Below are 12,739 nucleotides of genomic sequence, written 5' to 3'. Positions count from 1 at the left end.
GTTCGGACGAGGCCGGTCTTCGATCGAAGTCCTCGGGGCCACACGACACTCCCTGTGTCGGTCGGCTGTACCCGGGAACCACTACCGAGGACCGGCGAACTTGGTCCCGTGGTGCGCGGCGTGCTGGCTCTGTTGTGTTCTGCGTCTTTGTTGAGTTTTGGGTGGGGGGAGTGACCGAATGGCCACTCCCCCCAGGGTCAAGCTATCGGCGCAGGCCGAGTCGCTGGATCAGCGACCGGTAGCGCTCGATGTCCACCTTCGTCAGGTAGTTGAGCAGCCGACGGCGACGGCCGACGAGCAGCAGCAGACCACGACGCGAGTGGTGGTCGTGCTTGTGCATCTTGAGGTGTTCGGTGAGGTCCTTGATGCGCTTGGTGAGCAGCGCGATCTGGGCCTCGGGTGATCCGGTGTCCGAGTCGTGCACGCCGTACTCGGTGAGGATCGTCTTCTTCTGGTCGGTGGACAGAGCCACTCGTCAACTCCTTGTTCTTTTGTCCCGTGTGGCCCGAGCTGGGAATTCTCACTCGGGTGAGTCGGTACCGGCCGCCACGGACTGCAGCCGGACCCAATCACCAAGGTTAGCAGGTAGGCCTCGGTTGCTCCGCGTGGAGCAGCCTGGCCTGGCCGATCGGCGTGTAGACCGGCCCACGCTCGCTCGTGAAGAGGACGAGCTCACTCGGGGTCCACTCGGGGCCCGTGTAGTCGTCGAGGCCCAACTGGACCTGCTGGTCCTTGGGCCATCGGGCGATGGTCACGTGCGGGATGTACTCCTCGGGGCCGCGACCGGCCGCCGCGACGAGCGCGGGGAGGGCGCCGTCGGCCTGGACTCCGATCCAGCCGACTCCGGGGAACGTTCCCGACCCGCGCAGCCTAAGGCGCGGGGCGGGCAGTGTCATGTCGATTTCCGCGAGGGCGGCGAGACGGGCGTCCGGATCGTCTTCGCCGTGGAAGACGACGGTGATGTGCCAGGTGTCGCGGCCGGGAAATCTCACGCCCGCCGGGAGTTTTGGCAGGTGGTCGGCCAGATGGTCGGCGACCGGGTCGGGCAGGGGGAACGCGGTGAAAAGCCTGGTCATATTCGCTTTCCGGCGTGCCGGAGCAGCTCGGCGAGTTCGGGGAACCGGCCGTCGAGCGCCGCGGCGGCCTCGGTGAGGTGGTCGGACGGGATGAGCCTGCGCAACGCCATGATCGCGCTGCGGCCGACGTCGACGGGCAGGTTGTCCCTGGTCACGGCGGGCTTGGAGGAGCGGACGTCGTCGAGCGCGCGCTGCAGTGCCTCGCGGCGGCCGGAGGCGACGTCGGGCGTGAGGATCTTGCGTTCGAGCATGATCAGCCGCGCGAGGACCGCGGGGTTGCCGATCTTGGCGCGGCGGCCGCTCATGACCTGGCTCAGCATCGGCGCGCTGATGCCCAGCACGTCGGCGAGGCCTGCCTGGGAGACGTCGAAGGCGACCACAAGTCTGCGGACACGGTCACCCAGGGGTTCGCCGTACCACTCCCGCTGCAGCGCGATGTTGCGCTGGACGATCTTGTGGTCCTCCACGTTCGCCTCTCTCTTGACGTCTGCCTGCGGTTATCTTGCCAGGCTCGCGCGACGCTCGTGGGCGAATCGGTTACTCGTTGTCAAGGAGCTCGCGGGTGCGGGCGACGTCGAGGTGCATCTGCTCGACCAGGGCCTCCGACGACGGGTACTTCTCCATGGCGCGCAGCCGCTCGACGAAGTCGATCGCCACCCGCTGCCCGTAGAAGTCCTCGTCGACGTCGAGCACGAACGCCTCGACCCGCCGCTCGCGGCCGGAGAAGGTCGGGTTGGTGCCGACGGACACGGCGGCCGTGAGCGGGCCGCGGTTGGCGCTGTTGAGCAAGGTGAACTGGCAGGCGTAGACCCCGTCGGCGGGCACGGCGGCGAAGCGTGGGGTGGACAGGTTGGCCGTGGGGAAGCCCAGTTCGTGGCCGCGGCCGTCGCCCCGGACCACGATGCCCTCAAGCCGGTGCGGACGCCCCAGCGCGGCCTGCGCCGCCCGGACGTCGCCTGCGTCGATGCAGGCGCGGATGTAAGTGGAGGAGAAGGTGATCTCGCCGCTGGAGTCGGCGGTGACCAGCTTGGCGCCCTCGGTGGAGAAGCCGAAGCGGTGGCCCAGCTTGGTCAGCAACTCGACGTTGCCGAGCGCGCGGTTACCGAAGGTGAAGTTCTCCCCCACCACGACGGCGGCGATGTGGAGGCGCTCGACGAGCACCTCGTGCACGAACTCCTCGGCGGTGACCTTGGACAGCTCTGAGGTGAAGGGCAGGACGCACAGGGCGTCGACGCCGAGGCCCTCGACCAACTCGGCCTTGCGGCGCAGGGTGGTGAGCTGGGCGGGGTGGCTGCCGGGGCGGACCACTTCGGACGGATGAGGGTCGAACGTCACCAGGACGCACGGCAGACCCCGGTCGTGGGCGATCTCGACCGCCCGGCTGATCAGCTCCTGGTGTCCGCGGTGCACACCGTCGAACACACCGATGGTCGCCACGCAGCGACCCCACCCGCTCGGAAGATCCTCAAGTCCGCGCCATCGCTGCACAGTTCCACCCTAGTGGCTCTTGATAACCGCGCCACCGTGTCCCACCCCACCGCCGCCCACTCGCGAGTCGCACGTTCCCGACAGTGAGTCCAACATTCACGCCGCAGGACTTGACCTGCCTACTTGGGCCGCCCACTCCCGATCTCTTCGCGCGCAGTCCACGCGCGCAGACCCCCACCCACCCTGGGGGGCTGCCCTTGTCCAGTTTATCGGGGATGGGGCTGCGGCGGGGTGTTGTCGATCTTCCTGTGGATAACCCGCTCGGTCTGTGGACCGGAGATCAGGGGACGTTAAGGACGACCAGGGCGCGGGATGTGGTGCCTTCGTCTACACCCAGTGCCACGGCTTTGCCTGCCGGGTCGAAGATGCCGTAGGTGCCCTCGATGCCCGCCGCGGGGAGCTTGCGGCCGTGGGCCAGGGCGGTCGTCTCGGCCTTGCCGAGGTCGCGGCGGGGGAAGGCCGCGCCGACGGCGCCCTCCATGTCCAAAGACAGGGCCGGGTCGGTCTCCAACTGCTCCAGCGTGCGGGCCAGGCGCAGGTCGAACGGGCCGACCCGGGTGCGGCGCAGCGCCGCGAGGTGACCGCCGACGCCGAGGGCGGCGCCCAGGTCTCGGGCCAGCGCCCGCACATAGGTGCCCGACGAGCAGTCGACCATCACGTCCAGGTCGATCCCCGTCTCGCTCCGCTGGGTGCCGAGCAGGTCGAAGCGGAACACCGTCACCGGGCGGGCCGGGATCTGGACGTCCTCCCCCGCGCGGACCCGGGCGTAGGCGCGCTTGCCGTCGATCTTGACCGCGCTCACCGAGCTGGGCACCTGCTCGATGGCGCCGGTCAGCGCGGCGATGCCCGCCGTGATGGCCTCGTCGGTGACCGCCGCCAAAGCCGCCGGGTCGGGTTCGCCGAGGAATTCGCCCTCGGCGTCGTCGGTCGTGGTGCTCGCGCCGAGGCGGATGGTGGCGAGGTACGTCTTGCGGTCGAGCGCGAGGTGGCCGAGCAGCTTGGTGGCCCGCTCGACCCCCAGCACCAGCACACCGGTCGCCATCGGGTCGAGGGTGCCGGCGTGGCCGACCTTGCGGGTGCCGATGATCCGGCGGACTCGGGCGACGACGTCGTGCGAGGTCATCCCGGGTGCTTTGTCGACGACGAGGAGACCGGGGGCGACGGGCTGGCGCTGACTTGGGCGAGACACGAGCGGGAATCCTATGACGACGCTGATTCCGTGTGCGCCCGGATGTCCCAGGAGCGACGCCGAATCACCACTGGCACCAATTCGCCACGGGCGTCCGCGGCCAGGACGGCGGCCCGGGCGCGCCGCCACCAGACGCCGGTGCGCCACGCGCCGAAGAGCAACATCACCGCTATGGCAAGGAAAGCGACCCGGAACGCGGCCGCGTCGGCCTGGTTGGAATCGCCGCCGAGGAGCAGTCCGATCGCGAGGGTGGTGACGGTGATCGCGAAGAAGCCGCCGACGTTGACCACCCCGCTGGCCGTGCCGACCCGCACGATCGGGTTGTAGTCGCGGGCGAGGGCGAACCCGACGCCCGACAGCGGGCCGCCGATGGCGATGAAGCCGAAAGCGACGGTCACCAGCGGCGCCGGGACGACCCCGCCGGGCCACCCGAGCAGCACCGCCCACACACCCACCGAGATGGCGATGTACGCCGCGACGATCGGCACGCGCAGCGCGGGCCTGCGGCCGGTGACCTCCCCGATGACCGGGCCGGTCACGCCCGCCATCACCACGAGCAGGCTGAGCACCGCGCCCGCGGCGGCCTCGGACATGCCCTGCGCCTTGACCAGGTACGGGAAGCCCCAGAGCAGACCGAGCACGGAGGGCGCGAACATCGTCGAGAAGTGGACCCAGAACCCCAGCCGGGTGCCGGGCGTCTGCCAGGCGTGCCGAACCTGGTCGACCACCTCGGACAGGGTCGTCGCGGTGGACCGGTGGACCGGGGCGCCTTCGGGGGTGTCGCGCACCCGCCAGGCCACGATTGCGGCATAGGCCATGGTGACTCCGCCGGTGACGGCGAAAGTCCAGACCCAGCCCGCGTGTGCGAGGGCGAAGGTGAGCGGGACGGTGGAGGCGAGGTTGCCGACGGTGCCCAGGGCGGCGGTGATGGCGGTGACCGTGGCGTAGCGGCGCGGCGGGTAGTAGGCGGCGACGAGGCGCAGGACGCTGACGAAGGTCATCGCGTCGCCGAGGCCGAGCACGCCGCGCGCGAACAGGGCGAGGCCGTAGGACGGGGCGAGGGCGAAGAGGAGTTGGCCGAGTCCGATGAGGACGGCCGCCGCGGTCAGGGTGCGGCGCGGGCCGAAGCGGTCGACGAGCAGGCCGGTGGGGATCTGCATGGCGGCGTAGACGCCGATCTGCAGGACGGTGAACACGCCGAGGGCGGCCGGTCCGATGTCGAAGCGCTCGGCGGCTTGCAGGCCCGCCACACCGAGGGAGGTGCGGTTGAACACCGCCAGGAGGTAGACCGTCGCCGCGGTCGCCCAGATCACCAGCGCGGTGCGCGTGGTGCCCGACACGGCGGCTCTCCCGTCTTCGCTAAATGGTCTCTACCAGTGTGTCTTTCTGAACAGAAAGATTGTTAGCCTAGCTAACCGTGTTCTCTGTCACAGTCCTAAGTGGACGCTCCGACGACGGCCCAGCGGCCGGCCCGGATTCGCACCAGGATCGTGGCCAGGCGGATCAGCATGAACAGACTCAGACCGGTCCAGATGCCGACCAGACCCCAACCCAGCGCGTGGGAAATCCAGACGAGCGGGAGGAATCCCAGGATCGCGGAAGCCAGCGTGGCCGTGCGCAGGAAGCGCGCGTCACCCGCGCCGAGGAGGACACCGTCGAGCGCGAACACGACCCCGGCCACCGGCTGCAGCGCCACGAAGAACCACCAGGCGCGCGGGATCTCCTGCAGGACAACGAGATCTGTCGTGAACGCGCGGGGCAGCACGCCGGCCAGGGCGGCGAAGACGACGCCGAGCGCGCAGCCGAAGGCGAGCCCGTAGCCGGTGAGCTTGCGGGCGAGCACCTTCGCGCGGCTGTCGTCCCCGGCCCCCAGCGCCGCGCCGACGAGCGACTGCGCGGCGATGGCGAGTGAGTCCAGGACCAGCGCGAGGAAAGTCCAGAGCTGGAGCACGACCTGGTGGGCGCCGACGGCCCCGACGGAGGTCCGGGCCGCGACCGCGGCGGCGGAGACGAAGCAGGCCTGGAAGGCGAGGCTGCGCAGGATCAGGTCGCGGCCGAGAACCAGTTGGGCGCGCATGACCGTGAGGTGCGGTCGGCGTTCCACTCGTTCGGACAGGAGCGCGCGCAGGAACAGCGCGCCTGCCAGGAACTGCCCGGCGACATTGGCGACGGCCGAGCCGTCAAGGCCCCAGTCGAGGCCGTGGACGAGGAACGGGCAGAGGAAGGCGGAGGTGGCGTTGCCCGCGAGGACGTAGCGCAGAGGTCGGCCGGTGTCCTGGACGCCGCGCATCCAGCCGTTGCCCGCGAGGGTCACCAGGATCATCGGGACGCCGAGGAGGGCGATGCGCAGCCAGCCGGTGGCCGCGTCGGCGAGGTCGCCCGGACCGGCCAGCGCCCGGGCGATGGGACCGGCGAGGAGCTGGCCGACCCCGACGATCAGGACGCCGAGGGCGAGCGCCAGCCAGGTCGCCTGGATCCCCTCGGCCACCGCGTCGGCGCGTCGGCCCGCACCGTGGAGCCGGGCGGCGCGGGCGGTGGTGCCGTAAGACAGGAAGGTCAACTGGGTGGACAGGATGGCGAGGACGATCGCCCCGATCCCGAGCGCGCCGAGTTCCCTGGCCCCGAGATGGCCGACGACGGCCGTGTCGACCAGCAGGTAGAGCGGCTCGGCGGCGAGCACCGGCAGCGCGGGGACAGCGAGACGCAGCACTTGACGCAGGTCACGCATGGTCCACCGTCCGGTAAGGTGCGATAACGTGTTTCGCACCTGACAGTAGCCGTAAGGACCGTCCGTGGACAACGCTGATTACCTAGACGTCGCCCTTCGGCTCGCCAACGCCGACCTCAGCGACCTGTCCGGACTGCGCGCGGCACTGCACGACGAGCCTTGGTGGTCCTCCCGGGCCGACTCGACGGACGTCACCGCCCTACGCGTGGTCGCCTCGACCATCCGCGCGACCCTGGACGCGGCGGTGCGCGGGGACGGGGAGGCGGTGCTGACGTCGGTGAACGGCCTGCTGGCCGAACACCCGCCGCGCCCTCGGGTCTCCGGCCACGGGTCGGGCGGGTGGCACATCCACGTGGCCGACCAGGACGCCTCCCCCGCCACCGAGGTCGCCGCCGCTTCGGCTTGGGGACTCGCGCAGGCGATCGTGCGCCACCCGCTGAGCCGGTGGGGGCACTGCGCGGCTGAGGGCTGCGGCAACTACTACCTGGACAGCTCCACCAACCAGGCAAAGCGCTTCTGCTCGCCTCGGTGCGCGAATCGGGTGCACGTGGCGGCGTTCCGCTCACGGCATCGCGGATAGCCCGCCTGTTACAAAACCGGGTCGGCCGGCGACTCCTAGTGACACGACGTCATGAGGAGCCTTGATGATGGATGAGCACCCTCCAGCCTGGCCGGTCTCCGAAATGGATCGCGCGGTGACCGCCGCCCCGACCTGGCCCGTCGCCGAAGTGGACGGTGCCGTGATCGACGCGACCATCGCACCGGCTCCGCCCATCGCGCCTGCCGCCCCCATGCCGCGCCAGCCGATCAAGAGGTCGGCGCCGAAGTGGGAAAGCACGGCGCGGGAGCGGGTTCGCCTGGCGATCCGGCGGTTCAACAAGCCCCTGCAGGACTTGGTGGAGCGGGACGCCAACGAAGGCGACACTCGGCTGCTGATCACCGACTTCCTCTGCGACGCCCTGGGCTTCGACAAGTACGAGGACCTGACCACCGAGTACCAGGTGAAGGGCGAGTTCGCCGACTACGGCATCCGCATCGACAAGCAACTCGTGGCGTTCATCGAGGTCAAGCGCTGCACGCAGAAGCTCGGCGCCCGGCATTTGCGGCAAGTCCAGATGTACGCCGTGAACGAGGGTGTCGAGTGGATGATCCTCACCAACGGACAGGTCTGGCAGGTCTGGCATCTCACCGGCGGCCTTCCGGTCGTGCTCGACCTCGCCATGGAGGTCGACCTGCTGGGCCCCGACACCGTGGCCGTCAAGTCCGACCACCTCTTTGCCATCTCCAAAGAGGCCATCAAGCGCCGCTACCTGGATGAGTTGTGGCGGGCCAAAGCCGCCACCTCACCCCGGTCGCTGTCGGCCGTCGTCCTTTCCGAACCCGTGGTGGAGGCGGTGCGCAAGGAGCTTCGGCGGCAGACCGGGCACAACTGTGACCCGGCGGAGCTCACGAAGATCCTTGCCGGTGAGGTGCTACGGGCGGACATCTCCTAGCGGAAGCCGAACCACGAAAGTCGAGCCGCTGTCGACCGTGGCCTTCCGCCGTGGGCGGCCACGACCGAGGCCACAATGGACAACCCCAGGCCCGCTCCGCCGCAAGCCCGCAACCGTTCTTCGCCTCCGCGTCGATGGCGGCGGGAGGCGGACTCGACGTCGCGATCTTGTCGACCGGGATCGCGCTGGGCATCATCCTGGACGCGGTCGGTGCTGCTGCCCGCGACCGTGGCCACGGTAGGCGAGTGGAACTGGTGGTTGCCGCCCAAGGTGTCCCAGCTTCTCCGGGTGCGTCGTCGAAACGCGCGAGTCCCCGGTTCCGGGGCACCGGAACCGGGGACTCGGCACGCGACTAGTCCGGCAGACGCTCGCCGGTCACCGCGTCGAACAGGTGGACCGCGCCCGGGTGCGGGGCGAGGGCCAGCTTCTCCCCCGGCCGCCACGGGGACATGCCGGGCGTGCGCACCGTGATGGCGTGCGGGGCGTCCGGCGAGTCCGTCGGGTCGATCTGCGGGGTGGTCGCCGAGCAGTACAGGTACTGGTCGCTTCCCAGTTCCTCCACCACGTCCACCGTGGCGTCGATGCCTTCGGCGACGATGGTCCAGCCCTCCGGGCGAACGCCGACGACGACCTTGTCCGACGTCAGCTCCGCGCGCTGGGCCCGGGTCAGCGGGATCGGCCTGCCGCCGACGGTGGCGCTCTCACCGATGACCGTGGATGGGATCAGGTTCATCGCGGGCGAGCCGATGAAGCCGGCGACGAACAGGTTGGCGGGCCTGCCGAAGAGGCCGACCGGCGTGTCGCACTGCTGCAGCACGCCGTCCTTGAGCACCGCGACCCGGTCGCCCATCGTCATGGCCTCGACCTGGTCGTGGGTGACGTAGATCGTCGTCACGCCCAGCCTGCGCTGCAGGGAGGCGATCTGGGTGCGGGTCTGCACGCGCAGCTTCGCGTCCAAGTTGGACAGTGGCTCGTCCATGCAGAAGACCTGCGGGCGCCGCACGATCGCCCGGCCCATGGCCACCCGCTGGCGCTGGCCGCCCGAGAGCTTGGCGGGCTTGCGGTCCAGGTACGGCGTCAGGTCGAGCAGTTCGGCCGCCTCCTTGATGCGCTCCTCCCGCTCCGACTTGGCCATCTTGGAGATCTTCAGGTGGAAGCCGATGTTCTCCGCCACCGTCATGTGTGGGTACAGCGCGTAGTTCTGGAACACCATCGCGATGTCCCGGTCCTTCGGCGGCAGGTTCGTGACGTCGCGCGACCCGATGCGGATCGCTCCCCCGTCCACGCCTTCGAGGCCCGCGAGCATCCGCAGGGTGGTCGACTTGCCGCAGCCCGAGGGGCCGACCAGGACGAGGAACTCGCCGTCGGCGACCTCCAGGTCGAGGTTGTCCACCGCGGGTTGCGGATTGCCCGCGTAGTACCGCGTGGTGGAGTCGTAGGTGACCGTTGCCATTTCTCTCCCTAGTGGACGCTATTTACCGGCGCCGAGGGTCAGGCCGGTGATGATCCGGCGGGCCAGCAACACATACAGCACAAGCATCGGCAGCACGACGATCGCGACACCGGCGATCAGGCCGCCGTACTCCGACTGGTAGCTCGCGGCGCCGTAGAACGAGAACAGCGCGCGGGCGAGGGTGAAGTTGGCGTTCTCGTTGAGAAACACCAACGCGAGCAGGGTCTCGTTCCACAGTCCGATGGCGTTGAGGATCAGCGCGGTGATCAGGCCGCCGCGGGCGAGCGGCAGCATGATCGAGAAGAACGTGCGCAGCGGCGACGCGCCGTCGATGGACGCCGCCTCCTCCAGTTCGTCGGGCAGGGAACGGAAGAACCCGGTCAGCAGGAACACCGTGAACGGGATCGACAGCGCCACATAGACCAGGAACATGCCGAACAGGCTGTTCGTCAGGTTCAGCTTGGCCATCCCGATGAACAGCGGGATCACCACGGTCTGGAACGGGATGCCCATCCCGATCGCGATGAAGTTGGTCAGCCCGTTGGATCCCCGCACGCCCAGGCGGGTCAGCGCGTAGGCGGCGGGGGCCGAGACCAGAACGATCGCCACCGACGACACCGCGACCAGCACCACCGTCACCAGGAACGCACGGCCAAAACCGGCGTTGCTCCAGGCGTAGATGATGTTGCGGAACGGGTCGCCGCGCTCGAACCACTGGTACGGCAGGGCGAACGGCTTGGTGAAGATCTCGATCGGTGTCTTGAACGTGGCCGTCAGCAGCCAGTAGAGAACCAGGATGTTGAACGCCGTGAACAGCCAGACGAACGCCATTCCCAGCAGCCGCAACGGACTCAGGCCGCGGGAGCCCGGCGCCGGACGCGGCCTGCGGGGAGCGACCCGCGGCGGCACGGTCGGCTTCGGGACCCGTGGAGCGGTGACGGTCACAGTGGATTGCCTCTCAGAACTGGACACTGTCGCGCCTCATCATCCTGCGCAGCATGACCACGAGCACGGACACGAGCGCGATCATCACGACCGCGGCCGCGCACGCCATGCCGTACTCGGGCGAGCCCGCCGTGCCGAAGGAGCGGTCGAAGACGTAGACACCGAGCGTCCACGACTGGATCGGCGGCGAGTAGGTGCCCGGCCCGGCGAGCACGAACACCAACTCGAAGATCTTGATCGCGCCGATCGTCCACAGCACACCGGCCACCCCGATCACGTCCCACGTCAGCGGAAGCGTGATGTTGCGGAACTTCTGCCACGGCGACGCGCCCGCGATGTCCGCGTCCTCATAGAGATACGGCGGAATCCGGTCAACCGCTGCCATCAGGATCGTGATGTAGAACCCCGCGCTCGCCCAGATCAGGCAGCCCGTCACGACCCAGGTCACGTTCTCCGGGGCCAGGAACTTCACCGCGTCGATCCCGAAGGACTCCAGCACGAAGTTGACGAGCCCCTGCCGGTTCGGGCGGAAGATCAGCACGATCCCGAAGAACATCCCCAGCGCCACCGGGGCGACGATGTTGGGGAAGAACAGGATCGCCCGGACCGTCTTGCCGCCGCGCATGTCGCGCAGCACCATCGTGAACAGGAACGCCAGCAGGAACGTCCCGACACCGCCGACCACGATGTAGAGCAGCGTGTTCAGGAACGAGAAACGGAACGAGTCCGACGCCAGCAACTCGCCGAAGTTGGCCAACCCGGTGAACCGGGGCGTGTCGCCCGCCCCGGCCCACGAGGTGAAGCCCAGCACGACCGTCGCGACGGTCGGAACCAGCAGGAAGAGCACGTACAGCGACACGGCGGGCAGGAAGAACGGCAGGAACAGCCGCCGTCGACCGGCCTTGTGCGCACCTAGAGCAGCGGTCATGAATTCGTGCTCTTCCAGAACTCAGCCTGCTTCGCCGCGAGGCCGTCGATGAACTGCTTCGCGGTGATCTTGCCCTTGAGCAGGTCGTTGTTGAGCGGGTAGAAGACGTTGTCGACCCACTTGCCCGCGGCCAGGCCGTCGAGCGCGTCCATGAAGATCGCGTGCTCCACGCCCGGGGCCTCAAGGGCGGCCTTGACGTCCTTGAGTGAGTCCGGCACGGGGAGGTCGGCGCGCGGGGTCAGGTTGTCGGCGACCGCGGGGATGCCCGAGAGGATGTCCTTGTTGAGCATGTAGGCGATGAACGCCTTGGCCGCCTCCGGGTGCTTCGCCTTGGCCGTCACGGCGAAGCCGATCGGCAGCTGCTCGACGACCTTGTGCGTGGCGCCCTCGGGCTGCGGGAACTGGAACGAGGCGTACTCGATTCCCTTGTCGCCACCCTGCTTGCTCAGGTACTCGCGGGTCTCGCTCGGGCCCCAGCTGCCGACGAACAGGTACGCCGCGTCGCCGTCGGCCCAGCGCTGCTGGATCTGCGGGAACTTCGCCGCGTCCCAGCCGTCGATGAAGTAGCCGCCCTTGGCCAGCTTCTCCACCAGTTCGGCGGACTTGAGCAGGCCCGGGTCGGAAGTCCACGCGGCGCCGGACTTGTCGAGCGCGGCCTTCTCCAGCCCGCCCGCGCCGAGGTAGCGCACGGCGATCTGGGTGAAGAAGTAGGCGTTGTAGAAGTTGATGTCGCCGTCCTGGCTGACCGCGGCCATGCCGTCGGACTTCGCCTTGTCGAACAGGGCGAACAGGTCGGCCATGGTGGCGGGGGCCTTGAAGTCCTTGATCTTCGCCTTGTCGTACCACCAGGCGTTGCCCAGCAGCTCGTACGGGATCTCGAAGATCTTGCCGTTCGCGTCCTTGTTCTGGGGGATGTCGTAGGACGACTTGGGGAGCACGTCCCGGACGGTCTTGTCGCCCTCACCGATCTTGTAGTCGAGCACGTCGTCGACCGGCTGCGTGCCGCCCGGCGCCACGATGGCGGCCTTGACCTGGCTGATGTCCTGGTCGAACAGGTCGGGCACGGTGTCGGTGTTCAGGGCGGGCGCGACGTTCTGGGTGAGCAGCTTGCGGCCCAGCCACTGCACGTTGACCTTGACGCCGGTCTTCTCGGTGAAGCACTTGATGGCCTTGCCGAGCACCTTGCCCTGCGGCTCGTCGGCGGTCCACATCGACCAGTAGGTGAACTCCTTGTCGGTGGCGGGTTTCGTCCCCACCTCGGGACACGGCGCGTTCAGGTACTCATCGACACCGGGCAACGTCAGCGGCGCGGCGCCGCCCCCGCCCGCGTCGGTCCCGCCGCCACAGCCCGTCAACGCGAGGGAAAGCGCGGCGGCGAGAACCAGCCCATTGGTCGAACGCATGGTCACCATCCAGATCTTCAGTCGGCACGAGCAGGC

The 12,739-nt window shown here is 69.0% G+C and carries 13 protein-coding genes; 2 read left to right on the top strand and 11 right to left on the bottom strand.

Annotated features, from left to right (window positions below; all coding sequences use genetic code 11):
* Positions 1 to 202: 202 nt before the first annotated feature.
* The 7 genes from rpsO to GPZ80_RS19610 all read right to left on the bottom strand — a co-directional run bounded on the left by rpsO (position 203) and on the right by GPZ80_RS19610 (position 6,481).
* Positions 203 to 472, bottom strand: coding sequence for a 30S ribosomal protein S15 (gene rpsO, locus GPZ80_RS19640; RefSeq protein ID WP_091371089.1), 270 nt, complete (start codon positions 470 to 472; stop codon positions 203 to 205).
* A gap of 106 nt (positions 473 to 578) precedes the next feature.
* Positions 579 to 1,076: a 2'-5' RNA ligase family protein gene (locus GPZ80_RS19635; RefSeq protein WP_187222114.1), complete on the bottom strand. Its 498-nt coding sequence runs from the start codon at positions 1,074 to 1,076 to the stop codon at positions 579 to 581.
* The gene (locus GPZ80_RS19630) at positions 1,073 to 1,543 is read right to left on the bottom strand and encodes an XRE family transcriptional regulator (RefSeq protein WP_187222112.1); all 471 of its coding nucleotides are present in this window, start codon (positions 1,541 to 1,543) and stop codon (positions 1,073 to 1,075) included. The genes GPZ80_RS19635 and GPZ80_RS19630 overlap by 4 nt, the downstream gene beginning before the upstream one ends.
* A 70-nt stretch (positions 1,544 to 1,613) precedes the next feature.
* A complete protein-coding gene (locus GPZ80_RS19625) occupies positions 1,614 to 2,564 on the bottom strand; it encodes a bifunctional riboflavin kinase/FAD synthetase (protein WP_187222109.1) in 951 nt (316 codons plus the stop codon).
* A 280-nt stretch (positions 2,565 to 2,844) separates the two neighbouring features.
* Positions 2,845 to 3,753 (bottom strand): tRNA pseudouridine(55) synthase TruB, encoded by a 909-nt coding sequence (truB, locus tag GPZ80_RS19620; protein ID WP_187222107.1) that lies wholly within the window; start codon positions 3,751 to 3,753, stop codon positions 2,845 to 2,847.
* 11 nt (positions 3,754 to 3,764) lie between these two features.
* Complete coding sequence (locus GPZ80_RS19615) at positions 3,765 to 5,093, bottom strand: MFS transporter (protein WP_187222105.1); 1,329 nt, start codon at positions 5,091 to 5,093, stop codon at positions 3,765 to 3,767.
* Between the two features lie 95 nt (positions 5,094 to 5,188).
* Positions 5,189 to 6,481 (bottom strand): MATE family efflux transporter, encoded by a 1,293-nt coding sequence (locus GPZ80_RS19610; protein WP_187222103.1) that lies wholly within the window; start codon positions 6,479 to 6,481, stop codon positions 5,189 to 5,191.
* A 64-nt stretch (positions 6,482 to 6,545) separates the two neighbouring features.
* Here GPZ80_RS19610 and GPZ80_RS19605 point away from each other — a divergent pair, with 64 nt between their 5' ends.
* Both GPZ80_RS19605 and GPZ80_RS19600 read left to right on the top strand, forming a co-directional pair.
* Positions 6,546 to 7,061: a CGNR zinc finger domain-containing protein gene (locus GPZ80_RS19605; protein ID WP_187222101.1), complete on the top strand. Its 516-nt coding sequence runs from the start codon at positions 6,546 to 6,548 to the stop codon at positions 7,059 to 7,061.
* A 115-nt stretch (positions 7,062 to 7,176) separates the two neighbouring features.
* Positions 7,177 to 7,974: a type I restriction enzyme HsdR N-terminal domain-containing protein gene (locus GPZ80_RS19600; protein ID WP_187222099.1), complete on the top strand. Its 798-nt coding sequence runs from the start codon at positions 7,177 to 7,179 to the stop codon at positions 7,972 to 7,974.
* A gap of 352 nt (positions 7,975 to 8,326) precedes the next feature.
* Here the strand turns inward: GPZ80_RS19600 and GPZ80_RS19595 are convergent, their stop codons facing one another.
* The 4 genes from GPZ80_RS19595 to GPZ80_RS19580 are packed head-to-tail and all read right to left on the bottom strand — an operon-like array spanning position 8,327 to position 12,703.
* Positions 8,327 to 9,427, bottom strand: coding sequence for an ABC transporter ATP-binding protein (locus GPZ80_RS19595; RefSeq protein WP_187222096.1), 1,101 nt, complete (start codon positions 9,425 to 9,427; stop codon positions 8,327 to 8,329).
* Positions 9,428 to 9,445: 18 nt separating this feature from the next.
* Positions 9,446 to 10,372, bottom strand: coding sequence for a carbohydrate ABC transporter permease (locus GPZ80_RS19590; protein WP_312880445.1), 927 nt, complete (start codon positions 10,370 to 10,372; stop codon positions 9,446 to 9,448).
* A 13-nt stretch (positions 10,373 to 10,385) separates the two neighbouring features.
* On the bottom strand, positions 10,386 to 11,300 hold the full coding sequence (locus GPZ80_RS19585; RefSeq protein ID WP_187222095.1) for a carbohydrate ABC transporter permease: 915 nt from the start codon (positions 11,298 to 11,300) through the stop codon (positions 10,386 to 10,388).
* Positions 11,297 to 12,703, bottom strand: a complete 1,407-nt coding sequence (locus GPZ80_RS19580) for an ABC transporter substrate-binding protein (protein ID WP_187222093.1) — start codon at positions 12,701 to 12,703, stop codon at positions 11,297 to 11,299. Before GPZ80_RS19580 ends, GPZ80_RS19585 begins: the two co-directional genes overlap by 4 nt.
* Between the last annotated feature and the right edge of the window lie 36 nt (positions 12,704 to 12,739).

Origin of the sequence: Actinokineospora xionganensis (assembly GCF_014323725.1) — a bacterium.
Classification (GTDB): domain Bacteria; phylum Actinomycetota; class Actinomycetes; order Mycobacteriales; family Pseudonocardiaceae; genus Actinokineospora; species Actinokineospora xionganensis.
Note: the sequence above shows the minus strand (reverse complement) of the source record. Positions and strands in the feature narration are given on the sequence as shown.

Coding starts and splice junctions, on each gene's coding strand:
- GPZ80_RS19585 (WP_187222095.1), bottom strand. CDS start 11,300: ATGACCGCTGCTCTAGGTGCGCACAAGGCCGGTCGACGGCGGCTGTTC.
- GPZ80_RS19610 (WP_187222103.1), bottom strand. CDS start 6,481: ATGCGTGACCTGCGTCAAGTGCTGCGTCTCGCTGTCCCCGCGCTGCCG.
- GPZ80_RS19635 (WP_187222114.1), bottom strand. CDS start 1,076: ATGACCAGGCTTTTCACCGCGTTCCCCCTGCCCGACCCGGTCGCCGAC.
- GPZ80_RS19595 (WP_187222096.1), bottom strand. CDS start 9,427: ATGGCAACGGTCACCTACGACTCCACCACGCGGTACTACGCGGGCAAT.
- GPZ80_RS19580 (WP_187222093.1), bottom strand. CDS start 12,703: ATGCGTTCGACCAATGGGCTGGTTCTCGCCGCCGCGCTTTCCCTCGCG.